General features: G+C 65.9%; 16 protein-coding genes and 1 pseudogene. 14 read left to right on the top strand and 3 right to left on the bottom strand.

Annotation, left to right across the window (positions count from 1 at the left end):
- Window positions 1-105 precede the first annotated feature (105 nt).
- On the top strand, window positions 106-414 hold the full coding sequence (locus F2P45_RS18060; RefSeq protein WP_166878039.1) for a PsiF family protein: 309 nt from the start codon (window positions 106-108) through the stop codon (window positions 412-414).
- Window positions 415-524: 110 nt separating this feature from the next.
- On the opposite strand, the gene F2P45_RS18055 is transcribed toward F2P45_RS18060, so the two are convergent.
- Window positions 525-2,930, bottom strand: coding sequence for a TonB-dependent receptor domain-containing protein (locus tag F2P45_RS18055; protein ID WP_166878036.1), 2,406 nt, complete (start codon window positions 2,928-2,930; stop codon window positions 525-527).
- 254 nt (window positions 2,931-3,184) lie between these two features.
- Here F2P45_RS18055 and F2P45_RS18050 point away from each other — a divergent pair, with 254 nt between their 5' ends.
- From F2P45_RS18050 to F2P45_RS18015, 8 genes and pseudogenes are all read left to right on the top strand, one after another.
- On the top strand, window positions 3,185-3,838 hold the full coding sequence (locus F2P45_RS18050) for a PAS domain S-box protein (RefSeq protein WP_166878033.1): 654 nt from the start codon (window positions 3,185-3,187) through the stop codon (window positions 3,836-3,838).
- Window positions 3,793-4,353 (top strand): annotated as a pseudogene (locus F2P45_RS18045) (EAL domain-containing protein). Before F2P45_RS18050 ends, F2P45_RS18045 begins: the two are co-directional and overlap by 46 nt.
- Before the next feature lie 184 nt (window positions 4,354-4,537).
- Window positions 4,538-5,740, top strand: a complete 1,203-nt coding sequence (locus tag F2P45_RS18040; protein WP_166878030.1) for an ammonium transporter — start codon at window positions 4,538-4,540, stop codon at window positions 5,738-5,740.
- A gap of 92 nt (window positions 5,741-5,832) precedes the next feature.
- The gene (locus F2P45_RS18035) at window positions 5,833-6,531 is read left to right on the top strand and encodes a FadR/GntR family transcriptional regulator (protein WP_166878027.1); all 699 of its coding nucleotides are present in this window, start codon (window positions 5,833-5,835) and stop codon (window positions 6,529-6,531) included.
- 283 nt (window positions 6,532-6,814) lie between these two features.
- Window positions 6,815-9,631 carry a TonB-dependent receptor domain-containing protein gene (locus tag F2P45_RS18030; protein WP_166878025.1) on the top strand — a complete coding sequence of 939 codons (2,817 nt, stop codon included), beginning with the start codon at window positions 6,815-6,817 and terminating at the stop codon, window positions 9,629-9,631.
- A gap of 2 nt (window positions 9,632-9,633) precedes the next feature.
- A complete protein-coding gene (locus F2P45_RS18025) occupies window positions 9,634-10,464 on the top strand; it encodes a rhamnogalacturonan acetylesterase (RefSeq protein WP_166878022.1) in 831 nt (276 codons plus the stop codon).
- A 266-nt stretch (window positions 10,465-10,730) separates the two neighbouring features.
- On the top strand, window positions 10,731-12,923 hold the full coding sequence (locus tag F2P45_RS18020) for a pectinesterase family protein (RefSeq protein ID WP_166878019.1): 2,193 nt from the start codon (window positions 10,731-10,733) through the stop codon (window positions 12,921-12,923).
- Between the two features lie 69 nt (window positions 12,924-12,992).
- Entirely contained in the window at window positions 12,993-13,199 is a 207-nt protein-coding gene (locus F2P45_RS18015) for a hypothetical protein (protein WP_166878016.1), read from the top strand.
- 18 nt (window positions 13,200-13,217) lie between these two features.
- Here F2P45_RS18015 and F2P45_RS18010 read toward each other — a convergent pair whose 3' ends face one another.
- Window positions 13,218-14,843, bottom strand: a complete 1,626-nt coding sequence (locus F2P45_RS18010; RefSeq protein WP_229505145.1) for a glycoside hydrolase family 43 protein — start codon at window positions 14,841-14,843, stop codon at window positions 13,218-13,220.
- Window positions 14,840-15,760: an alpha/beta fold hydrolase gene (locus F2P45_RS18005; protein WP_223164774.1), complete on the bottom strand. Its 921-nt coding sequence runs from the start codon at window positions 15,758-15,760 to the stop codon at window positions 14,840-14,842. Before F2P45_RS18005 ends, F2P45_RS18010 begins: the two co-directional genes overlap by 4 nt.
- 268 nt (window positions 15,761-16,028) lie before the next feature.
- Here F2P45_RS18005 and F2P45_RS18000 point away from each other — a divergent pair, with 268 nt between their 5' ends.
- From F2P45_RS18000 to F2P45_RS17980, 5 genes are all read left to right on the top strand, one after another.
- Window positions 16,029-17,435: a glycoside hydrolase family 88/105 protein gene (locus F2P45_RS18000; protein WP_370663272.1), complete on the top strand. Its 1,407-nt coding sequence runs from the start codon at window positions 16,029-16,031 to the stop codon at window positions 17,433-17,435.
- Between the two features lie 7 nt (window positions 17,436-17,442).
- Window positions 17,443-18,675 carry a DUF4861 family protein gene (locus tag F2P45_RS17995; RefSeq protein ID WP_166878010.1) on the top strand — a complete coding sequence of 411 codons (1,233 nt, stop codon included), beginning with the start codon at window positions 17,443-17,445 and terminating at the stop codon, window positions 18,673-18,675.
- 306 nt (window positions 18,676-18,981) lie between these two features.
- Complete coding sequence (locus tag F2P45_RS17990; RefSeq protein WP_166878007.1) at window positions 18,982-21,948, top strand: TonB-dependent receptor; 2,967 nt, start codon at window positions 18,982-18,984, stop codon at window positions 21,946-21,948.
- Between the two features lie 139 nt (window positions 21,949-22,087).
- On the top strand, window positions 22,088-22,951 hold the full coding sequence (locus F2P45_RS17985) for an AraC family transcriptional regulator (RefSeq protein ID WP_166878005.1): 864 nt from the start codon (window positions 22,088-22,090) through the stop codon (window positions 22,949-22,951).
- 130 nt (window positions 22,952-23,081) lie between these two features.
- Entirely contained in the window at window positions 23,082-24,332 is a 1,251-nt protein-coding gene (locus F2P45_RS17980) for a DUF819 family protein (RefSeq protein WP_166878002.1), read from the top strand.
- Window positions 24,333-24,430: the final 98 nt, after the last annotated feature.

The following is a 24,430-nucleotide window of genomic DNA, read 5'->3' as shown; positions in this document are numbered from 1 at the left end:
CGCAAAAAAGCGCTGGCGGCAAGAAAATGTGGTGGAGAGGGTGACAACTAACGTATATTTATCTTGTTGCACGCCAGAACAATCCACTTACCTGAGGACTACCTGATGAAAAACATGTTGATGAGCTGCGCCCTGCTGGCATTCACCGGTGCCGCATTTGCTGCGCCCGAGGCAGCGGCGCCGGCGGCCAAATCGGCCCAGCAGAACAAGATGGTGACCTGCAACGCCGACGCCAGCGGCAAGAAAGGCGACGAACGCAAAGCCTTCATGAAAGAATGCCTGAGCGCCAAACCAGCAGCCCCTGCAGCGACGCCGCAGCAGAACAAGATGAAGACCTGCAATGCCGAGGCGGCAGGTAAAAAAGGCGACGAGCGCAAAGCCTTCATGAAAACCTGCCTGAGCGCCCCAAAATAACCCCACCCCCGGTGTCAGGTCTGACATTCGGACACGGCCTGGACAGTTGACCCGGCGTCAACCCGGTGTCAGGTCTGACACCGGGATTGATTGGATACCGGGAGTCCTGTTCAGGCGCCTGGGCGGCGCCCGCCCGGCGTCACTCCTCCCAGCCGGTACGACAATCCCACGTACATCAGCCGCCCATCGTAGCGGCGCAGGCTGCTTTCGCGCAGGATGTCGCTGTCGATCCGCGACTGGGTCGTGTTCGAATTGAATACATCCGTCACATTCAGCACCACGTTCAAGCGCGCCGTCAGGCTGTGCCGGTAACTCAGGTTGACCGTCGAATTCGGCTCGCGAACACCCTGCCCGATCAAGCTCTTGCCCTGCGTGTTGAATACCACCTGCAACTGATCCGCAGCACTCAACTGGTAATTGATGCGCCCGCGCACATTGAGCGAGGTGGCCGAGCGCCGCATCGCCGCACCGCTGTTGTTCAGGTACGCCTGCTCGCTATACCCCACATTCCCGCTGGCGCTGAGCGATAAGGTCTTGCCGACCTTCCCGCTCAGACTGAACTCCAGCCCGCCCGACTGGCGGCTGCCGCTGTTGTCGCGCGTGGTCAACAGGACGTTGTCGCCAATAAAGTAGCGCCGCTCGGAAATCAGATCGTGCTCCTTGCGCAAAAACGCGCGCAGGTTGGTATCCACCGGCCCCAGCGAAGTATCAAGGCCGAGCTCGATCGAATCGGTTTCCGACGGCAGCAATCCGGGATTGCCGGACGATACATTTACCTCATCCCGGTATACCACGAACGGATTCAAATCCCCCGCCGCCGGACGCTGGATACGGTGCGCATAGCTGAGCCTGATCGTGGTCTTGTCGGACGCCTTGTAACTGATGAAGAAACTCGGAATCGTGCTCAGGTAGTCGTTGCGCGCTTCGGTCCGCGCCGTCAGTTGCCGGAGTTCGACCTGGGTAATTTCCGCGCGCACGCCGCCCAGCACGCCCCAGCGTTCGTCGATCCGCCACTGCCACGAGCCGTACAGCGCGGCCGTGGTCTCGTCGAGCGCGAAGCGGTTGCTGCGCGCCGCGTTGTCGGTCTCGTCCATGGTGAGCGCATCGATGTTCACATGGCGCGCGTCGACGCTGCCGGCATTGCGCGCCAGCTTGTAGCCGAGCTTGAGCATGGCCGTGTCGACCGAGCGCTCGTAGTCGCCGGTCCAGTCGGTAATGCGGTTGCGGCTGCCGCTGCCCTGGCGGTTGAAAGCGCGCTGCTTGCCGCCGCTGTCGTAGAGATAACTGTTCGCGTAAGCGCTGTCGTTCCGGTTGCTGCTGGTGGAAACGCGCAGATCCATCTTGAACAGTTCGCCGTCGGCTTCGCCCTTGTGCTCGCCGCGCACGCCCCAGCTGCTGCTCTCGCTGGTGCCGCTGCGCTCGCTGGTGCGCAAGTAATCGCTGGCCAGCTCGCCCGTCGCGCTGTTGTTCACATAGTGGTCGCGCCCGCGCTGGTCGTTGCTGCGCTTGCTGTAAGCGAGGTTCGCGGCCAGCTTGCTGCGCGTGCCCAGGTTGTAGCCCACGCCGCCATTGATGCCGAACGCATCGTTGAGTCCTTCGCCGCTGGACTGCTGGGTGCTGCGCCGCACCGCCCCGCTGACCGGATCGATGCGCTCGCGCGCCACCGTGGCCATGGAATCGCGCCCGTCATGGCGCGCGTTGATGCCGCCCTGGAAACTGAACAATCCCTGGTTGTAGCTGCCCGACAGCGCCGAGTTGGCGCGTCCGCCCGTGCCCGCATTCAGGTTGGCCACGCCCAGGCCGCCGGCGCGCCGGTTGCGCCGCGTGACCAGGTTGATGATCGGCCCGCCGCCGCCTTCGTTGCCGAACTGCGCCCCGGGGTTGTTGATCACCTCCACCGATTCGATATCGTCGGCGGCCATGGCGGCCAGCGCCGCGCCGCGGTTCTCGCCCTGCAGCATGGCCGACGGTTTGCCGTCGATCAGAATCTGCACATTGCTGTTGCCGCGCAGGCTGACGCTGCCATCCGGGTCGACCGCCACCGACGGCACATTGCCCAGCGCATCGGCCGCCGAACCGTTGGTGGTGCTCACGTCCGCCTTGATGTCATATACCTGGCGGTCGATGCGGTTGGTGGGACGCTCGCCTTCGACCGTGACCGAGGGCACCGGAATATCGCCTTCCGGCGGCGGCTTCGGCGGCTCCGCAGTGCGCGCGGCCTGCGTACCGGCAGCCGGCATACGGGCAGCCGGCATACGGGCAGCCGGCATACGGGCAGCCGGCATACGGGCAGCCGGCATGCCGGCGACCGGTGTAACGGCGGCCGGGGTACCGGCAGCGGGTATACCGGCGACCGGCGTACCGGCGACCGGCGTACCGGCGGCCGGCACACCGCCAGCCTGCGCCACCGGGCCTTGCGCCTGCGCGCCATGCACTGCGCACACGGCCAGCAGCGCCAGCCACCGTGCTCTTGCGCGGCGGGCGCCGGACGGGCCGGACAATGGAAACTGGTTCATCGGGAAACTCGGGCGACATCCAGGCGCTGGATGGGGATTGATGGAATTGTCCAGCGGGCACTATACACAGACTGTGCGCGAAACGTTCTTGAAATCAACAGATTCAGCCGGCATCCGAACCGCCTCCAACGCGTCAATACGCCATTTGCGAAATAAGTTATCTCAAAGCAGGCACTTTCTTGCGGCACGCGTGTCTTATATGCTTGGTGGGCTCGGGCGAGCTCCGCCTCTCCCAGCGGGATCACCATGCAACGATGCTAGCTGCCCTCTCCGACTCCATTCCCGCCGTCACTATCGATGCCTTGCTGGAGCACATCGTCGTGATCGACCAGGGCGGAACGATTCTGTCGGCCAATAAGGCCTGGCGCGACTTCGCGCTCGCCAACGGCGGCGACCCGCTGTGCGTCAGCGAAGGCATCAACTACCTCGACGTGTGCGACCGCGCCGCCATGTCCGGCTGCGGCGACGCCGCCCACGTCGCCTCGCTGGTACGCGACACCCTGGCCGGCCGCCGCCGCTGCGCCACCTTCGACTATCCCTGCGACGCCCCGCACGAGCCGCGCTGGTTCTCGCTCAAGATGACTGCGCTCGACCACGCGGGCGCGCCGGCCGTGGTACTGGTGCACGACAATATCACCGAGCTCAAAAGTTGCGAGCGCCAGATCCAGTTCCAGGCCAGCCTGCTGGCCTCGGTCGAGCAAGCCGTCATCGCCACCGACGTCGCCGGTACCATCCTGTACTGGAACCCCTTCGCCGAAAAACTCTACGGCTGGAGCGCCGCCGAGGCGATGGGCCGCAACATCATCGACCTGGTCCCGGCCGACAGCTCGGCCGAGCGCGCCGCCCAGATCATGGCGCGGCCATGCGCTGGCGCGGCAGCATCGATCCGGAATTCCAGATCAGCGTGAACATGTCGCCCGCCCAGTTCCGCCGCCAGCCGTGCGGCAGCGGCCAGCCCCTGCACGCGCCGCACATCCGCAGCCATCCGGTGCTGGGGCGCTACGCCGGCACCGAAATCGTGGTCGAAATCACCGAAGGCATGCTCATGGAATCGACCCTCAGCATCCGCGAGCAGCTGCTGTCGTTTCGCGAAAGCGGCATCCAGATGTCGCTCGACGACTTCGGCACCGGCTACTCCTCGCTGTCCTACCTGAAAAAATTCCACATCGACTAACTGAAGATCGACCAGTCCTTCGTGCTCAAGATGGTGGCCGGCTCGGACGACCTGGCCTTGTGCGAAGCCATCGTCGTCATGGGCCACAAGCTCGGCATCAAGGTCATCGCCGAAGGCGTCGAGACCCAGGAACAGCGCGACCTCCTCACCGGCGCCGGCTGCGATTTCGGCCAGGGCTACCTGTTTGCGCGGCCGCTCACCGCCGTCCAGTTCGACCGCCTGCTGCGCTGCCACGATACGCGGCGTTAAGCGAATCTCTCGGCGCTGCACCAAAACGGATGCGCCGCCGTGGTGCGCCCGGTGCCTCCAGGCCCAGCCGCCGGCCGCTTTTCCGTTTTTAATCAGCGACTTGGCGCAACGCACCAAAATGGAACGATTATTGCTTTATCAAAGGACGCCAATCCTTCCATGCACCTTTATCGGGAATCGTCCAATGAACGGAACCAACCACGCCGCCGACGCACTCTTCATTTTGCTCGGCGCCATCATGATCCTGGCGATGCACGCCGGCTTTGCCTTTCTGGAGCTGGGCACGGTCAGGAAAAAGAACCAGGTCAACGCCCTGGTCAAGATCCTGGCCGACTTTGCGGTCTCGACAATTGCCTATTTTTTCATCGGCTACGGCATTTCCTACGGCGTCGATTTCTTCGCCAGCGCCGATGTGCTGGCCGAGCGCAACGGCTACGAACTGGTCAAATTCTTCTTCCTGCTCACCTTCGCCGCCGCCATTCCGGCGATTGTCTCGGGCGGCATTGCCGAGCGCGCCAAGTTCCATCCGCAGCTGATCGCCACCGCCTTGCTGGTCGGCTTCATTTATCCGCTGTTCGAAGGCATCGCCTGGAACCAGCGCTTCGGCATCCAGGCTGCGCTCAAACTGGCCTTCGGCGCCGAGTTCCACAACTTTGCCGGCTCGGTCGTGGTGCACGCCGTGGGCGGCTGGATCGCCCTGCCCGCCGTGCTGCTGCTGGGCGCGCGGCGCGGGCGCTACGGCCGCAACGGCGCCATCGCCGCCCATCCGCCCTCCTCGATTCCCTTCCTCGCGCTGGGCGCCTGGATCCTGGCGGTGGGCTGGTTCGGCTTTAACGTCATGAGTGCGCAAACGCTCGACAAGATGAACGGCCTGGTGGCCGTCAACTCGCTCATGGCCATGGTCGGCGGCACCCTCGCCGCCCTGGTGCTCGGCAAGAACGATCCGGGGTTTACCTACAACGGCCCGCTGGCCGGACTGGTGGCCGTGTGCGCCGGGTCCGACCTGATGCACCCGCTCGGCGCGCTGGCCACCGGCGCCATCGCCGGCGCGATTTTCGTGGCCATGTTCACGCTCACGCAGAACCGCTGGAAGATCGACGATGTACTCGGCGTATGGCCGCTGCACGGCCTGTGCGGCACCTGGGGCGGCATCGCGGCCGGCATCTTCGGGCTCAAAAGCCTGGGCGGCATGGGCGGGGTGGCGTTCATGTCGCAACTGGCCGGCACCATGCTCGGCGTGATCATTGCGCTGGCCGGCGGCTACCTGGTGTATGGCGTGCTGAAAAAGGCCATGGGCTTGCGGCTCGACCCCGAGCAGGAATTCCAGGGCGCCGATTTGTCGATCCACCACATTTCATCGACGCCGGAGCGGGAATCGAACTGGTAGCGCGTGTGGAGGAGCCTTGCAACATTAGCCATACCAAACTAAAATCAGGCGAGCATGCCTCCCTCACGCCTTACCCCGGATCCAAGTAATCAATGAAGAAACCCTCTGCGCCGCAAGAATCGACCTCGGCTGAGCCGCGCCTGTACCGGGTGGTTGCCACCCGCATCCAGGCCCTGATCCGCGACGAGAGCATCCAGGCCGGCGAGCGCCTGCCGGCCGAGCGCGACCTGGCCGCCAAGCTGAGCGTGAGCCGGGCCTCGCTGCGCGAAGCGCTGATCGTGCTCGAACTGAGCGGCATCGTGGAAGTGCGCGGCGGCTCGGGGGTGTATGTCAGCGAACAAGCCACGGCGCAGGCCGATGTGCCCGAAGTCGGGCCGGGTCCGTTCGAAGTACTGGCCGCGCGCCGCATGATCGAGTCCGAAGTGGCGGCGCTGGCGGCCAAGATGGCCACCGATTCGGCGATCGACGCAATCCTGACGGCGGTGCTGGAGATGGAGCATCACCACGAGGACCGCGCCAGCAACGAGCAGGCCGACCGCAATTTTCACCTGGCGATTGCACGCGCCACGGGGAACACGGCGCTGGTGGGCGTGGTGGATTATCTATGGAACCAGCGCGGCAGCTTGTGGCACAAACTCAAGGAGCATTTCCAGACCGAGGATTTGCGCGTGACCACCCTGACCGATCACCGCAAGATTCTCGAGGCGATTGCCTCGCATGACGTGGCCGGCGCGCGCCAGGCCATGCGCGCGCACCTGGAGCGCGTGACGCGCACGTTCTCGCGGGGGTAGTCGCGCACCCGCGTCGCGGCCTGACCAGCAGCGCGACCTCGACCTATGCGCCGCCCTCACCACCACCTCGTCGTTCCGGCCTGGGCGGCCCCCTTGGCGGGAACCCAGGTTTGCGCTGCCGCCAACGGCGCGTATCGACGAACTTTGCTTCCCGCCAAGGGGGCCGCCCAGGCCGGAAACGACGAGCTAACGGAAACAAATTGGCAAGTCCGCCTTGATTAATTGGTCAGGCCAAACTAGAATTGGCCTAACCATAAAAGCAATTCCAATCAGGAGACACGCCGTGCCAACATCATCCAGGTTCCCGCAGCCGACGCTGCTGCTTTCCTCCATCGCCATCGCGGTCCTGACCCTGACGAACCAGGCCGCAGCCCAGAGCGACGGCGCCATGACCCGGATCGAAGTCACCGGCTCCTCCATCAAGCGCCTGGCCAGCGAAAACGCCCTGCCCCTGACCACCATCAAAGCCGAAGACCTGGTCAACCGCGGCCTGACCACGATGTCCGAAGTGGCCACCTCGCTCACTGCCGGCTCCACCAACGAACCGGTGGGCGGCGGCGGCGGCGGCACCATGATCAACATGCGCGGCCTGAACACCAACCGCACCCTGGTCCTGCTCAACGGCCGCCGCCTGGCCAACGAAGCCATCGGCGACAGTTCGATCAACGTCGACGTCATCCCGATGAGCGCGATCGAACGGGTCGAAGTACTGCGCGACGGCGCCTCGGCCATCTACGGCACCGATGCGATTGCCGGCGTGGTCAACTTCATCACCAAGCGCACCATCACCGGCACCACCGCCAGCGCCAGCGTCATGGCGCCCGAGCGCAGCGGCGGCGGCGAGCATCGGCGCTTGAGCCTGACCACCGGCAAAGGCGACCTGGCCAAGGATGGCTGGAACATCTACGCCGCCTTCGACACCCAGAAACGCAGCGCCCTGATGCAGCGCGACCGCCCCAACATCAGCGACCCGGACGACATCGCCCGCCTCGGCGGCACCGCCTTCACCAGCAACACCTCGGGTTCCTCGTCGGCGCCGGCCAACTACACCGTCTACGCCAACGGCAAGCCGACCAGCGTCACCGGCAACCCGTATTTCAGCGCCGGCTGCGTGGCCCCGTACCAGGGCCAGTACACGATTCCATCGACCAAGCCGAGCGGCGCCGGCAGCAAAACCTGTGTGCTCGACCCCACGCTGTATCCGCAACTGCTGGCCGACAACAAGCAAACCACGCTCCTGACCAAGGGCAGCCTGCGCCACGGCGACGGCAACATGCTGACGGTCGAACTGCTCAGTTCCGAGTCCTGGATCGACGCCCTCAATCCGCCGCAGCCGTTCGGCGCCCAAACCGACTACGACAAAGTCAATCCCGGGCTGAGGAAGCCCTTGCTGATCACCAAAAACAGCAAGTGGTATCCGGGCGGCGCCGGCGGCGTGCCCGCCGTGGCCGGCCTGAACGGCGCCGACCTGGCGCTCACCTGGAGCCTGGACGAACGCGGCCCGGCCATCACCGACGACCGCCAGAACAGCCACCGCCTGGTGGTCACCGAAGAAGGCCAGTTCAAGGGCTGGGACTACAAGGCCGGCTTCAACTACGCCTACAGCAAGCGCACCGTCAAATTCCTGAGCGGCTACCTGCGCACGCCCGAGCTGTACAAGGGCGTGGCCGACGGCGTGCTCAACCCCTTCGGCCCGCAGGACGCAGCCGGCCAGGCCTACCTCGACAGCATCTCCGCCGACGGCCTGGTCAACCGCCGCGCCGAAGTCCACTACTACGGCCCCGACCTGACCTTGGGCCGCGAGCTGATGACCCTGGGCGGCGGCGCGCTGGCGCTCGCCATCGGCGCCGACCTGCACCGCGAAAGCTACCGCGACGCCTCCGGCGACATCGGCGACTCGGTGGTCTACAAAGTCTCCGGCACGCCGAACCGCTACCCGCACGGCGCCCGCACCGTGCTCGGCACCTACCTGGAACTGGACGCGCCGTTCACCAAGCAGCTCAACCTGAACCTGGCCGTGCGCGCCGACCGTTTCAGCGACTTCGGCACCACCTTCAACCCCAAGGCCAGCGTGCGCTACGCGCCATCGAAGGCCCTGATGCTGCGCGCCACCGCCAGCACGGGTTTTCGCGCCCCGACCCTGCCCGAGCTGTACGGCACCCCGCAAACGCGCGTGCCCTCCACCTCCAAGTGGGATGACCCGCTGCTGTGTCCGAGCGGCACGCCCGGCATCAGCGGCACCGGCACCCTCACCACCGATCCGGCATACGCGGGCCTGAACCTGGACGCCGCCAAGGTCTGCGGCAGCACCCTGACCGTGCTGACCGGCGCCAATCCCGACCTCGAACCGGAAAAATCCAGGACCTTCACCGCCGGCATCGTCATCGAACCGATCAAGAACCTGGTCGCCTCGCTCGACTTCTGGAACGTCGAGATGACAGGCACGATCGCGCAGATTTCCGAAGACACGATCTTTGGCGACGTCAACAAATACAACAAGCTGTTCGTGCGCAATGCCGACGGCAGCCTGGCCTACATCACCAAGACGCGCCTGAACATGGGCGGCCTGCGCACCCAGGGCATCGACGCCAGCCTGAACTACACCCTGCCGACGGCCAGCATGGGGCGTTTCGGCATGTCCTTCGACGGCACCTACGTCAACAAATACGAAGGCCAGAACGAAGAAGGCGGCGACTGGATCGACAGCGTCGGAAAACCCGGCGCGCTCTCGACCGGCGCCACCTCGGCCAACACCTACGTCTTCAAATGGAAGCACAACCTGCGCCTGTCGTGGAGCCGCGGCGGCTTCGGCACCCAGCTGACGCAGTCGTACACCTCGAGCTACATCGACACCAATGCCCTGCCGAGCCAGAAGCCGGGCCAGCCGTTCTACAACGAGATCGATCCGTACATCCTGTACAACCTGACCACCAGCTATGCGTGGAACAAGCAGCTCAAGTTCACGTTCGGGGTGAACAACCTGCTCGACGTCGACCCGCCGCTGTCGAACCAGCGCCTCAGTTCGCGCGTGGTATTCGCGCAAAACATCGCCAAGCCGATCGGCCGCGCCTACAACGTGCGCGTGAACTACCGCTTCTGACGATGAACAGCGTTCACTTCTTGACAGCGCTGGCCTGCCTGGCGCTCGCCGGCGGCGCAGCGGCGAAGGCGGCCGACGATGGCGCCAGACCGGCGCGCCTCATCCTCGTCGGCGACTCGACCATGGCAACCCGTTCCGGCTACGGCGACGCCCTGTGCCAGCGCCTGCGCGCCGGCGCGGCCTGCATCAACCTGGCGCGCGGCGGACGCAGCTCCGGCAGCTTTCGGGCCGAAGGGCGCTGGGACGAAGTGCAAGCGCTGCTGCGCGACGGCGCCGCGTTCAGCGCCAGCTACGTGCTGATCCAGTTCGGCCACAACGACCAGCCGGGCAAACCCGGGCGCTCGACCGACCTGCTGACCCAGTTCCCGCAAAACATCGCCCGTTATGTCAGCGAAGCGCGCGCGCTCGGCGGCGTGCCGGTGCTGGTCACGCCGCTGACGCGGCGCAGCTTCAAGGGCCAGTATCTGCGCGACGACCTTGGGCCGTGGGCGTCGGAAGTGCGGCGCGTGGCCAAAGAGACGGGCACCTTGCTCGTCGACCTGAACAAGATCAGCGCCGACGCGGTGCAAGCGATGGGATCAAACGAAGCCGACACCCTGGCGCAAGCGCCGCCGCCCGACCCGAACGCGGCGCCGGTGGCGATGGCGCCCGGCGCCGCCGTCGAACCGCAAGGCACGCCCAAAATCAGCTTCGACCGCACCCACGTCGGCGCCAAAGGCGCGGCCCTGTTCTCCGGCATGGTTGCCAGCGAGCTACGCCGCCAGATCCCCGCCCTGCGTCCCTCCCTCGCCCCCTGCCCTGATTCCTACAACCGGGGTCAGAGCTCTGACTAGAAATGTTTCAAGTCAGAGCTCTGACCCCGGTGTGATTGCAAGTGCCGCGCATCCCGTTTTCCTCCGAGTCCCGAGCCATGACCAAGCATCCGACCACCCCTCTTCTCCTCGCCCTGCTGCTGCCCGCTGCCGCTTTGGCCGAGTCTCAGGTAAAGCCTCCTACAACCGGGGTCAGAGCTCTAATTAGTAATGTTTCGAGTCAGAGCTCTGACCCCGGTTTGCTGTGGAGGAAGAAAGCGCTGAGGGTGGAGGAAGGACCGGGCGCCGTGCGCACGCTGTTCTCGCAGGTGGCGCCCGCCGCCGACTATTTTGTCGAGGCCCGCATCCGCGCCTTGCCCGGCCCGCACGGCCAGCTGTACTTGCTCGGCCGTCATGTCGACGCCGGCAACTGGCTCGGCGCCGGCCTGCGGATGAGCGACGCCAGCCCGACCGTCCAGGCCGACATCGTGCGCCAGCAGGACGCTCAACTCGGCCGCCTGAAACAGGTCAAACGCACCATCCCCAGCGATGGCCGCTTTCTCACCGTGCGCTTCGAGATGATCGGCGAGGCACTGGCCGTCTACCTCAACGGCGAAAAACTCAGCACCGCCACCGTACCCGGCTCGGCCATCCCCGGCGCGGTCGGGGTCTACAGCAGCGGCAAAGGTTTTGAGCTCGCCGATATCCGCGTGGGCAATCCCGCCGACAAACCCATGCGCATCGCGCCCGCCGTCGCCGCCGGCAGCTTCAGGGCGCAGGCCGGCGATCCGCCATCGACCATCGCCATCAGCGCGTTCAACGGCGACGGCATCACCCCGGCGCGCTTCACGGTGCGCTCCAGCAACCCGGCCGTGGCCGGCGCCATCGTGCGCGGCAGCAGCATCGTCGTCACGCCGAAACAGCCCGGCAGCGCCAGCCTGATCGTCGCCAGCGTCGCCGATCCGAGCGTGCGGAGCATCATCGACGCCAGCATCGCGCCCGCCTTCGCACCGCCCGCCGCGTACAAGATCGACCTGGCCGGCGCCATCTCCCCGCCCGCGCGCGCCGACGCGGTCCAGCCCGACACCCTGCTGCGCCTGCGCTTCGACCAGCCGCCGCGCCTCGGCAGCGCCGGTTCGGTGCGCATCTACCGCCAGGCCGATCACAAGCTGGTCGACATCATCCGTCCCGGCGATGAAGTCGCGGCCATCGGCTATCCGGGCCAGGACCAGATGCGCTACACGCGCCGCGCCCCGATCACCATCGACGGCCACAGCGCCACCATCCGCCCGCACGCCAACCGCCTCGCCTACGGCAGCGCCTATTACGTGGTGATCGAGCCGGGCGTGTTCGCCGGCGCGGCCATCAACGGCGCGCCGTTCGCCGGCATCGGCCGCGCCGGCGGATGGACTTTCCGCACGCGCGCCGCCGCTCCCTCCGGCACCACCTTGAAGGTGGACGACGACGGCCCGGCCGACTTCCGCACCGTGCAGGGCGCGCTCAACCACGCGATGCGGCATGCCGGCCAGGCCACGCCGGTCACGATCGCCGTGGCCAACGGCCGCTACGACGAGATGCTGTTCATCCGAGGCAAGGACAAGCTGACCATCAAGGGCGAAAGCCGCGACGGCGTGGTCATTCACAACGGTAACAACGATGGCTACAACCCCGGCTCGGGCATCAGCCAAGCTCCCCAATCGCCATCCTTCACGGGCGGGCGCGCGCTGCTGATGGTCGAAACGTCCGACCTGCTCACGCTCGACACGCTGACCCTGAAAAACACCACCCTGCGCTCCGACAAGATCGCCGGCCAGGCCGAAACTGTCTACTTCAACAACGACAGCGGCCGCCTCATCGCGCGCAACGCCAGCTTTTTCAGCGAGCAGGATACGATCCAGGTCAAAGGCTATTCCTGGTTCTACCGCACCCTCATCGAAGGCAACGTCGATTTCATCTGGGGCGCCAACCGCGCGGCCCTGTTCGAAGAAAGCGAGCTGCGCTCGGTCGGCGACAGCGCCAACCCGTCCAGCGGCGGCTATGTGGTGCAGGCGCGCACGGTGAGCGCGCTTGATCCCGGCTTCGTGTTCCTCAACAGCGCGCTGACGCACGGGCCCGGCCCCGGTCCGCTGGCCAACAGGATTGCGCGCGGCGCCACCTACCTGGCGCGCAGTCCGGGTACACAGGCCACCTGGGATAACGTGGCCTATATCAACTGCAGGATGGGCGGGCACATCGCCCCGGCCGGCTGGGCCGGCAAGGGCGTCCAGCGCGACGCGACGCGCGAGCCGGCGCCCAATCCGGCCAGCGCGACCGCCGCCAGCGGCTGGCGCGAATCGGGCAGCATGGACCTGGACGGCAAGCCGCTCGACCTGTCGCAGCGCGTGGGCGGCGCGATTCTCGGCGCGAAGGAAGCGGCCGCGCTTTCCAGCCGGGCGGCGGTGTTTTCCGGCTTCGATGGCGGGCGGGGATGGAACCCGGAGCCGGGCCAAGCGACGCCCTGAACCGGGTTCGTGATACGCTAGCGGACTGTTTCAGCCGCCTGCGGCACCCTAATGATCGAACTTCGACACATGCAAAAGATAAATTCCAAAGCCCAGCTCAACTGGATCCTGCTGCGCGGCCTGATCGCGTTCGCCCTTGGCGCCGGCGTGGTCATCACGCGCGACATGGATGCCAGCGCCTGGCTGGTCGTGATCGGCGTGCCCGCCGCGCTGACCGCCTTCAACGTGTGGCGCTGGCGCCGTTCGCGCATGGCGGCCAACGATCCGGCCTTTTAAGCGTTCCGCTGCCCAGCCCTATCGACTGACCCGGAAATAATCGACATCGGCATGCGCCTGCGCCCCGCCGGTGCTGAATAACCCCATCTGCGCCCCCACCCAGCGCCCCATGCTGGCCTTGAACGGCTGCCCCGCCTCCACAAAACGGCTGTTATCGAGGCTGTACGAAAACGTCGCCACGCCGTCGGCCATCGTCATGCGCAGGTACACCGCATTCCCGGCCACCGGCAGCACCAGCTGATCCTTCTCGGTGCATGCGTTTTCATTGCCTTCGCACACCCCCAGCACCAGCTGCGAGCCAGTCCCCGCGCGGCGCAATCCCAGCCACGCATACTTCATCCCCAGCAGCACCATCCCGGCCCGCTCGCCCTCCTGCGTGGCCGACAGGTCGATGCGCGTGTCGACCGTAAACGCCGGCGCCGGCAGCTTCTGCGTCAGCACCGACGCCATCTCGCGCAGATTGGTCCCCGGCTGCGCTTGCAGGCGCAACTGGCCGGGTCTGGCCGCCAGCGACATCCACTCCGGCTTGCCGTTCGCGCTCCACTGCCATTGCAGCCCCAGCGCCGCGCCCGAAAACTCGTCGCCGGTCGGCGGCACCGGCCCCGCCCCCGGTCCGGCCGCCAGCGGCTTGGCATGCCGCACGAACGGCTGGCCCACGCCGCTCGTGTCGACTTCCTCGCCGATCAGCGGCCAGCCATCCTTCCAGCGCATCGGCTGCAAATGCACCACGCGCCCGTACGCGCGCTTGTCCTGGAAGTGGAAGAACCAGTCGCTGCCATCCTGCGCCGTCACCCACGCGCCCTGGTGCGGGCCGTTGATGCTGGACTTTCCCTGCGCCATGACGATCCTGTCTTCATACGGCCCTTTGACACTGCGCGAGCGGAACACCGACTGCCAGCCTTCCTCCACCCCGCCGGCCGGCGCGAACACATAGTAGTAGCCATCCTTCTTGTAGAACTTCGGCCCTTCCAGCGTCTTGTAGTTGGGCAGCTTGTTGCCGTCGATGACGACCTGGCCGCCGGCATCAAACAGGCTGCGTCCGTCCGGCGCCATGCCGCGCAAGGTCAGCACATTGTTGAAACCGGCCCGGCTCTTGGCCCAGCCGTGCAGCAGGTACGCCTTGCCGTCGTCGTCCCACAGCGGAGTCGGGTCGATCAGGCCCTTGCCGCCGGCCAGCAGGTGCGGCGCGCTCCACGGTCCGTTGAAATCGGTGGCGCTGATGACGTAGATGCCGAAGTCGGGATCGGGATAGAAAATCCAGAATTTGCCGTCATGAAAACGCAGGCACGGCGCCCACACGCCCTTGCCCGGCTGCGGCGTGGCGAACACGTTTTCCGGCACCAGTGTCGGCAGCGCGTGGCCGACCAGTTCCCAGTTGACCATGTCCTTCGATTGCAGCAGCGGCAGGCCGGGCGTGTTGCTGAAGCTCGACGCGGTCATATAATACGTGTCGCCCACGCGGATCGCATCCGGGTCGGAATAGTCGGCGTGCAGGATCGGGTTCTGGTACTGGCCGTTGCCCAGGTCGGCCGTCCACGGCTGCCGCGGCGCAGTGGACGTGCTCTGGCAGGCGCTAAGGGCCAGCGGCAGGATCAGCGGCAGGAGCATGGGCACGGCCCGGTACAGGAAATGCGTTGTGGTCATGGTGCTTGTCTCGTTGTTGTTGGAATGTGGGTATGCAGGAAGGCGGCGATGGCGTCGGCCGTGGGGTCGATCCAGGGCTCGAACAGCCAGAAGGAATGGGGCGAATCGGGCAGCATCACGACCTGGGTGGCGACGCCGGCGGCGCTCATTTTTTCGATCATCTCGTCGCGCCCGACGGCAAAGCGCGGCTGCGCGCTGCCGATGAACAGCATCGGCGGCGTGTGGCGGTTGACGTAAAAGGTGGGCGAGGCTTCGCGCCACAGGCCGGCCGTTTCGGCGTAGCTGCCGCCGAACCAGAAGCCGGCCGCCGAGGGTTTTTTCTTCGGGTCGTCTTCGTTGGCGCGCGCGGCCGGCGAGGTGAAATCGGACAGGCCGTCGATGTTGATCACCGCCTGGGCGGCGCTCGATACCGGGCTGCCTTCGCCATCGGGATCGAACTTCGGCGTGCCGTTGGTGACGCCGGCCAGGCTGGCGATTTGCCCGCCGGCCGAGCCGCCCGCCACCGCGATCCGTTGCGGGTCGATGCCGTGCGCCGCGCTGTTGGCGCGCAGCCAGCGCAGGGCGGCCTTGACGTCGTGGATGGCGGCCGGGTAGCGCGCTTCATCGGCCAGGCGGTAGTCGATGACGGCGGCGGCGATGCCGCGCGAGGCCAGGCGCGCGGCCAGCGGCGCCATGTTGCTCCGTTCGCCGGAACGCCAGCCGCCGCCGTGCACCAGCACCACCGCCGCCAACGGTCCCTGGTTGCGCGTGGCTTGCCCCGGCAAGTGCAGGTCCAGTTGCAACAGGTGCTGTCCAGGGCGGGCATACCCGATACCGCTGATGGTGATCGTCTCGGCGCCGGTGCGCGTGCCGGCGATCTTGATGAAGGGGTAGGCCTTGACCAGCTTGGCGTAGGTGGTGGCTGCGTTGTAAGGCACGGAGGCGGGCGCGGCGGCGCGGGAATGACGGTCTTCGATCTGGTGGCGAGAACCGGCAACACACCCTGCCAGCAGCGCGCCCGTCAATACGATTGCCCAGCCCCGCACAGCATTGCCCATCGCGATCTTCCCAGTTCAGCCACGTGTCGATAAAGTATGCCATGGGCTGACACAATTGGCTAGTCCGCCTTGCACATTTGGTCTGACCAAACTAGAATGGCCTGACCAAATAGCGCTTAAAAAATCATCACTTATAACAGGGGACAATGTGAATACAGCACTTAAACTGTTTGCCGCCATCGCCACGGTGGCCTGCATGGGCAGCCCGGCGTACGCCGAAGGCCCGTTCCGCAATCCGGACAACAAGAACCTGAACGACCCGGGCGAAGGCAGCTATCCGGTCCCGTACAAAAAACCGGTCGTGGCCGACATCACCGCCGCCCTGCACCGCATCCGCGGCTTCATGGAAACGGCCACCCCCACCCGCGTGGTCGACAAAAAGACCGGCGCGCCGATCCTTGACTTCAGCAAACCGAACGCCAGCGCCATCACCGAAGCGAGCCATTCGGACATGGGCATCATGGTCTACGAAATGGGCGTGGTCCACGCGGGGATGTACAAGGCCCAGGAAGTGACCGGCGACAAACGCTTCACCGACCTGACCGCGCGCCACTTCAACTTCTTCGCCGACAAGCTGCCCTACTTCCAGGCCCAGGAAAAGCAATTCAAACTCGAACGCGCCAACAGCTTTTCGCGCTTCCTCGATCCGCGCGCGCTCGACGACGCCGGCTCCATGTGCGCCGCCATGATGCGCGCCCGCGCCCTGAAAATCGGCCCGGACCTGTCGCACATCATCGCCACCTGCGGCGACTGGGTGGTCAACAAGCAGTTCCGCCTGAAAGACGGCACCATGGCGCGCGAACGCCCGCAAGCGGTCTCGCTGTGGGCCGACGACCTGTACATGTCGGTGCCCGCCCTGGCCGAACTGGGCCGCATGAGCGGCAAGCGCGCGCATTTCGACGACGCCGTCAAGAACGTGCTGCAGATGAGCGGCTACCTGTTCGACAAGCAAACCAAGCTGTACACCCACGGCTGGAACGCCAACAACACCGACGCCCCGCACTTTTACTGGGCGCGCGCCAACGGCTGGGCGGTGATGAGCATGTCCGACCTGCTCGACGTGCTGCCGAAGGACCACCCGGGCTATCCGCAGGTGCTGGCGCAGTTGCGCACCACATTGAAGAGCATCGGCGAGCGCCAGTCCGGCACCGGCCTGTGGCACCAGATGCTCGACCGTAACGACTCCTACCTCGAAACCTCGGCCAGCGCGATGTTCGTCTACGTGTTTGCGCACGCCATCAACCAGGGCTGGATCAGCCCGACGACCTACGGCTCCATCGCCCAGGCCGGCTGGGCCGGTCTGTCGACCCGCATCAACGACAAGGGCCAGGTCGAAGGCACCTGCGTCGGCACCACCTTCGCCAGCGACCAGGTGTACTACTACAACCGTCCGACCAGCCCGTTCGCGCTGCACGGCTACGGCCCGACCCTGCTGGCCGGCGCCGAGATGATCAAGCTGATCAACAATCCGGACATCGAAGTCCAGCACAAGGTGCGCACCTATCACTACATGCCCAAGGGTGCCGGCCAGACCAACTACCGCGAACATCACTGAGAACGCCATGACCAGATCACTCGCTTCGTTTTCCTTCCTTGCCCTGGCTGGCGCGGCGGCTGCGGCAAGCTCGCCGCTGGCGCAGGCCGGCCCGGCCGCCACCATCACGGTCAGCCATGAACTCGACATTGCGCGGCCGTCCGAAACCGTCGTCCTGCCGTGGAGCGAGATCAACCGCGCCCTGCCCGGCGCGCTGATCCAGCGCATCGCCGTCAAGGATGCGGCCGGCCGCGTGCTGCCCTACCAGGTGACGAATATCGCGCCGCTGGCCAAGGATCCGAACAACGTCGGCATCGCCTACGGCGAGCTGATTTTCCAGCACAGCTTCGCGGCCGGCGAAAAGCGCGCCCTCTTCACGGTCGAGAAAATCGACACGGTGGCGCCGCCGTTTCCGGTCAAGGCCTTGGCCCGCTTCGTGCCGGAGCGGCTGGACGACTTCGCCTGGGAAAACGACAAGCTGGCGCACCGCACCTACGGCCCGGCGCTGGGCGCGCCGGCGGCCAGTCCGGGCGCCAAGGAAGTGCTGGTCACCAGCGGGCTCGACATCTGGTTCAAGCGGGTGCCGTATCCGGTCGTCGACCGCTGGTACAACAAGGGCCACGACCATTATCACAAGGATGAAGGCGAAGGCATGGACATGTACAACGTCGGCAAGACGCGCGGCGCCGGCGGCACCGGGGTGTGGGATGGCACGGTCCTGTACACCGGCAAGAACTTCAGCGGCTGGAAGGTGCTGGCCAACGGCCCGGTGCGCGCCGTCTTCGAGCTGAGCTACGACAGCTGGGATGCGGGCGGCACGCCGGTGTCCGAGGTCAAGCGCTTCACGGTCGACGCCGGACATTATCTGGACCGCATCGACAGCACCTTCACCTTCGCCGGCAAGCCGGGCATCGATGTGGCGGTGGGCCTGAACAAGACTCCGACCGACAAGGGCCAGAACCCGAGCATCAAGGTCGGCAACAAGGCGCCGGGGATCTTGATGCAGTGGGTCGAGCAGGCCAGCAATGGCGCGATGGGCACGGCCATCGTGCTGCCGTCGGCGACCGGCTTCACGGAAGATCGGCTCAATCACCTGGTGGTGGCGCCGGCGGCGAGCGGCAAACCGCTGCGCTACTACGCGGGGGCGGCGTGGAGCCGGGCCGGCGAGATCCTGACCGGGCAGGACTGGGAACGCTACCTGGTCGCGCACGCTGCGCGCGATGCCAGCCCGGTCAATGTGAGCGTTGCAGCCACGCCATAAAAACCACAAAGCGGTCTGACCATAAAAAGATTGTGGCCTGACCAATTGTGCAAAGATGCAAACCGGCCTAGAATTGGTCAACCGCTTAATAAACTGGCAGCAACAAGCCAGGCGCCACGGGGGCGGGAGATGCGCCGACGTTTGTACCGTCGTCCCCGCGCAGGCGGGGACGACGGTCTTGAGGTCGGCGGCATTGCCCAGAATCGGCGCGCGGTAACCCGGCCGGTTGTTGGATCAGCGGCAGCAAGACCGCGCGGCATCCGGCTGTGTATTCCAAAAACGATAAAAACGATAGGAGACAGCAGCATGCGCATCACCAACCAGACCCGCGCGCTCGGCAAATTCGCCGTGCGCCTCGTGGGCAGCACATCCGTCACAGCCATGGCCATCAGCGGGGCCTATGCCCAGACCAGTGCCCAACCGAGCTCTCCCGCAGCAGACCAGCAAGCCCAAACCGTGGTCGTCACCGGCTTGCGCGCTTCGCTCGAGAGCGCCCTCAACAAGAAAAAAGAAGACTTCGGCATCGTCGATGTCATCAAGGCCGAAGACATGGGCAAGTTCCCGGACACCAACCTGGCCGAGTCCCTGCAACGCGTCCCCGGCGTGGTCATCGACCGCGACGCCGGCGAAGGCCGCAACATCACCGTGCGCGGGCTGGGCCAGGATTTCACCCGCGTGCGCATCAACGGCGTCGAGGGCTTGGCCACCACCGGCGGCACCGACAGCTCCGGCGGCGCCAACCGCTCGCGCGGCTTCGACTTCAACGTGTTCGCCGCCGAACTGTTCAGCTCCCTGACGGTGCGCAAAAGCTCCTCGGCCGACGTCGACGAAGGCTCGCTCGGCGCCACGGTCGACCTGCAAACCATGCGTCCGTTCGACCTCAAGGGCTTCAACGCCACCGTCATGCTCAAGGGCCGCTACAACGACCTGTCCGAAAAGACCGACCCGCGCGTCGCCTTCCTGCTGTCGAACACCTTCGCCGACCGCAAGCTCGGCGTGCTGGTCTCGGGCGCCTACTCCAAGCGCCAGGTGCTCGAAGAAGGCTTTTCCACCGTACGCTGGGATAACGGCCCGTCCTCGGGCGGCTGGTGCGCACCGATGGGGATCGCCGCCAACCCGGCCAATTCGACCGCCACCACCTGCGGCCCGGCCGCCCAGGGCGTGGCGCGCCTGCCGAACAGCCCGGGCGCCGTGGCTGCCTACAACGCCGCCAGCAATCCCAACAACTTCACCCCGCGCATTCCGCGCTACGGCCGCCTGACCCACGACCAGGACCGCCTCGGCCTGACCGCGTCGGTCCAGTGGCGTCCGGCCGCCGGCACCCGCCTGACGCTCGACATGCTCTACTCCAAGCTCGACGCGACGCGCCAGGAAGACTTTTTGCAGGCCACCTCGTTCAGCCGCGGCGCGACCCAGGGCGGCAAGCCGCAGACCAGCGTGCTCGACACCGCCTACGCACCGAACGGCGCCCTGCTGTACGGCAGCTACAACGGCGTCGACATCCGCGCCGAATCGCGCTACGACGAGCTGAACACCACCTTCACCCAGCCGACCTTGACGTTCGAGCACGATCTGAACGAGCGCATGCGCCTGAACGCCCGGGTCGGGCGCGCCACCTCCAAGTTCCGCAACCCGATCCAGACCACCACCACGCTCGACGCCCTCAACGTCAACGGCTACCGCATCGATTTTCGCGGCAACGACCGCCTGCCGTCGATCACCTACCCGTTCAACGTCGGCCAGCCGGGTGGCGCGCTCGGCATCGTCGGCGTGCCGCAGGTCGCCAGCGGCGCCCAGCCATCGAGCATCGCCAACACCAGCCCGAGCGAAATCCGCATGCGTCCGCAAGGCGCCAACAACCGCAACGATGTCGGCCACGTCGACTTCGCCTGGGATGTGGTGCCCGACAAGTTCACCCTGAAAGCCGGCGCCGACTACAAAAAATTCGAATTCGACTCCTACGAGTTCCGCCGCGTGAACCAGGGCGACACCATTTTCGCGCCGCCGGCGGGCGTCTCGGCGGCCAGCCTGAGCACCCGGATCAATGGCTTCGGCAAAGGCCTCGGCATGCCGGCCGGTACCCCGACCAGCTGGGTCCTGCCCAACCTGAACGGCATCGCCCAGGCGTACGACATCTACTGCAACTGCATCAAGAGCGGCCCGGCCGGCGGCCCCGGCGACTTCACCCTGTCCTCGATCAGCAACGCCAATGCGCGCGGCAACAACCGCTCGGTCAGCGAAGAAGACAACGGCCTGTTCCTGATGGGCGAATTCACGAGCGAGCTGGGCGCCATTCCGCTGCGCGGCAACCTCGGCGTGCGCTATGTCGAAACGCAGCAGAGTTCGACCGGCTACCAGGCCATCGGCAACGGCACCGCTGTCACGATCGACAACGACTACCACGACGTGCTGCCATCGTTCAACATCGCCGCCAACATCACCAAGAACTTCATCGTGCGCGCCGCCGCCGCCAAGGTCATGTCGCGCCCGCAGCTGGCCAACCTGACGCCGGGCGGCAGCGTGGCCACCACCGGCACCCTGTCGATCACCAGCGGCAATCCGATGCTCAAACCGTTCCGCGCCAAGGCCTTCGACACCAGCTTCGAGTGGTACTTCGAGAAGAACGCGTTTATCGGCGTCGGCCTGTTCCAGAAGAACATCGCCACCTACATCCAGAGCATCCGCAACGATGTGCGCTTCAAGGATACCGGCCTGCCGCTGTCGCTGCTGCCAACCAATATGACGGGCGACGAAATCTTCCAGTTCACCGCGCCGATCAACACCGAAGGCGGCAAGCTGCGCGGGCTGGAACTGAACTACCAGCAACCGTTCACCTTCCTGCCGGGCTGGGGCCGCAACGTCGGCAGCTTGCTGAACTACACCTACGTCAAGTCGAAGATGGACTACGTGGTCTCGCCGACCAGCAACCAGACCGTCACCGACGACCTGCTGAACCTGTCGCCGACATCGTGGAACGCCACCCTGTACTACGATGACGGCAAGCTCAGCGCGCGCGTCTCGACCTCGCAGCGTTCCGGTTTCGTCACGCGCGTGCCGGGCCAGAACAACAACGATGTCGAAGGCAAGAACAAGACCTTCAACGTCGATGTATCGTTCTCGTACAAGGTCAACGAGAAGCTCGAGCTGACCCTGGAAGGCGTGAATCTGACCAACGAGGAGAACGACCAGTTCGCCAGCCGCGCGCGCAACAGCGTGGTGGTCAACAACGTGACCGGACGCGAAGTCCTGGCCGGGCTGCGTTACAAATTCTGACCGCACGCCGCCGGAGCGCCGGGCGCCACGTCATCGCAAGGATGAACTGGCGCCCGGCGTGCTTTTGCACCCGCCATGGCCGCGCCTTCGGCCTGAGGTATGCTGTGCCTGGTCTGGTTCTCTCACCCGAAGGCAGCCCATGATGTTTCCCGACCCGAAGCGCCAGCGGCCTGCCGCGCCCTCCTTTCCCCCAATCCGGTTCGACCAGGCCGCCTCCAGCACGCTGCGCCGCTTCGATGAACTGTGCGATAGCGACATCATCCACGCCCACTTCCGGCAGCGCTCGTTCGCGCCGCACACCCACGACACCTGGACCATCGGCTGGGTCGAGCAAGGCGCCAACCGCTTCCGCCGCGGCCGCACCGAGTGGGTGGCCGGTCCCGGCACCGTGTGCGTCGTCAACCCGGGCGAAGTCCACACCGGCGGCGGCGAAGCGATGACCTACTGGAACCTGATGCCGAGCGACGCGCTGCTGGCGCGGGTATTCCCGCACACGGCGCACGAACAGCTGTTCCTGCGCGATGCCGTCGTCGCCGACGCCGCGGCCGTCGCGGCGATCCGGCGCCTGTTTTCCTCCTGCGCCAGCGCCGGCACTGCGCTGGCGCGCGAACAGGCGGTGGTGGACGGGCTGGCCGGCCTGTTCATGCGCTGCGCACGGATCGCCGCCGCCGATATCCGCCGCGACAACATGCCGTCGGCGGCGCGGATGGCGCAGGAGTTCATCGAAGCCCATCTTGACCAGTCCCTCTCGCTGGCCACGCTGGCTGGCGCGACGGGATTGAGCCTGTTCCATTTCTGCCGCGTGTTCGAGGCGGCGCATGGCATGCCGCCGGCCGCGTACGTACGCAACCGCCGCGTGCACCGCGCCCGCCAACTCATCGGGGCCGGCGCCGCCCTGGCCGATGCCGCCGTGCGCGCCGGTTTTGCCGACCAGCCGCACATGACGCGCCAGTTCCGCGCCGTGCTGGGGATCACCCCCGCACAGTGGCGCGCCCGAGGCTGACGCACGGCCATCGGGCCGGGGGACTACGAACGGTTGACGCTGGCATCGAGCGCGGCGATACTCGCTGGTTCCCGATGGCCGAGCCAATGCACGCCCGCATCGGTCCTGCTGTCAATACCCTGGAGCCCGCATGCCCCCTGCCTCTGTTCCCATGATCACCAACGACGCCGTCATCTTCGGCATGCTCGCCCTCATCCTCGGCACCGTCATGTGGACGGCTGCGCGCCAGGACGGTTTCTGGAAAAAATTCTACACCTACGTACCGGCCCTGCTGCTGTGCTACCTGATCCCTTCGCTGCTCAACACCCTCGGCGTGATCGATGGCGCCAGCTCGAAGCTGTACCCGATGGCGCGCGACTACCTGCTGCCCAGCTCACTCGTGCTGCTGTGCGTGGCGATCGACTTCAAGGCCATCGTCCGGCTGGGTCCGAAAGCGGTCATCATGTTCCTGACCGGAACGCTCGGCGTGATGCTCGGCGCCGTCGTGGCGTTCGAGGCGATGCGCCTGATCCACCCCGAGACCGTGGCCGGCGACACCTGGCGCGGCATGACCACCGTGGCCGGCGCCTGGATCGGCGGCGGCGCCAACCAGGCCGCCATGCGCGAGGTGTTCAATGTGGACGCGACCATGTTCGGCCAGTTTGTCGCCGTCGATGTGCTGGTGGGTAATCTGTGGACGGCGATCCTGCTGTTCCTGGCCAGCCGCGCCGCCGTGTTCGACCGCTGGACCGGGGCCGACCTGACGGCGCTCAACCGCCTGCGCGACAGCATCGAGCAATACCAGGCGCAGCACGCACGCATTCCGACCCTGACCGACATCATGGTGATTCTTGCCATCGGCTTCGGCGCGACCGGCTTGTCGCATTTCCTGTCGCAACTGCTGGTCGGCTGGATCGGGACCCTGCCTGCCGAATGGCGGCTGCAGGACTACAGCCTGACCTCGGGCTTTTTCTGGATCGTCGTGATCGCCACGACCATCGGCCTGCTGCTCAGCTTCACCAAGGCCCGCACCTATGAAGGCGCGGGCGCCTCGCGGATCGGCTCGGTGATGCTGTACATACTGGTCGCCACCATCGGCATGCAGATGGATCTGGCGGCCCTGCTCGAGCGCCCCTGGCTGTTCCTGCTGGGCTTGATCTGGATCCTGTTCCACGGCGGCTTGATGATCCTGATGGCCAAGCTGATCAAGGCGCCCCTGTTCATGATGGCGGTCGGCTCGCAAGCCAACATCGGGGCCGCGGCATCGGCCCCGGTGGTCGCCAGCGCCTTCCACCCGGCCCTGGCGCCGGTCGGCGTGTTGCTTGCCGTGCTAGGCTATGCGCTGGGGACCTACGGTGCCTACATCACCGGCATCACCCTGCGCGCGCTGGCCGGGGGCTAGCCTGAATTTTGCATAAAAAAGGGCAAGAATGCCGTAAGTGATTGATAAAATGTGAGTTATCTAGAAACACAGCTATCAACAAAAACGCCACCTTGCCC

This window comes from Massilia mucilaginosa (assembly GCF_011682145.1).
GTDB classification, from domain to species: Bacteria; Pseudomonadota; Gammaproteobacteria; order Burkholderiales; family Burkholderiaceae_D; genus Telluria_A; species Telluria_A mucilaginosa.
Note: the sequence above shows the minus strand (reverse complement) of the source record. Positions and strands in the feature narration are given on the sequence as shown.

What these genes read in the sequence shown, in the direction of transcription:
- F2P45_RS18060 (WP_166878039.1), top strand. Translation starts at nt 106, where the DNA reads ATGAAAAACATGTTGATGAGCTGCGCCCTGCTGGCATTCACCGGTGCC.
- F2P45_RS18055 (WP_166878036.1), bottom strand. Translation starts at nt 2,930, where the DNA reads ATGAACCAGTTTCCATTGTCCGGCCCGTCCGGCGCCCGCCGCGCAAGA.
- F2P45_RS18050 (WP_166878033.1), top strand. Translation starts at nt 3,185, where the DNA reads ATGCTAGCTGCCCTCTCCGACTCCATTCCCGCCGTCACTATCGATGCC.
- F2P45_RS18040 (WP_166878030.1), top strand. Translation starts at nt 4,538, where the DNA reads ATGAACGGAACCAACCACGCCGCCGACGCACTCTTCATTTTGCTCGGC.
- F2P45_RS18035 (WP_166878027.1), top strand. Translation starts at nt 5,833, where the DNA reads ATGAAGAAACCCTCTGCGCCGCAAGAATCGACCTCGGCTGAGCCGCGC.
- F2P45_RS18025 (WP_166878022.1), top strand. Translation starts at nt 9,634, where the DNA reads ATGAACAGCGTTCACTTCTTGACAGCGCTGGCCTGCCTGGCGCTCGCC.
- F2P45_RS18015 (WP_166878016.1), top strand. Translation starts at nt 12,993, where the DNA reads ATGCAAAAGATAAATTCCAAAGCCCAGCTCAACTGGATCCTGCTGCGC.
- F2P45_RS18010 (WP_229505145.1), bottom strand. Translation starts at nt 14,843, where the DNA reads ATGACCACAACGCATTTCCTGTACCGGGCCGTGCCCATGCTCCTGCCG.
- F2P45_RS17995 (WP_166878010.1), top strand. Translation starts at nt 17,443, where the DNA reads ATGACCAGATCACTCGCTTCGTTTTCCTTCCTTGCCCTGGCTGGCGCG.
- F2P45_RS17990 (WP_166878007.1), top strand. Translation starts at nt 18,982, where the DNA reads ATGCGCATCACCAACCAGACCCGCGCGCTCGGCAAATTCGCCGTGCGC.
- F2P45_RS17985 (WP_166878005.1), top strand. Translation starts at nt 22,088, where the DNA reads ATGATGTTTCCCGACCCGAAGCGCCAGCGGCCTGCCGCGCCCTCCTTT.
- F2P45_RS17980 (WP_166878002.1), top strand. Translation starts at nt 23,082, where the DNA reads ATGCCCCCTGCCTCTGTTCCCATGATCACCAACGACGCCGTCATCTTC.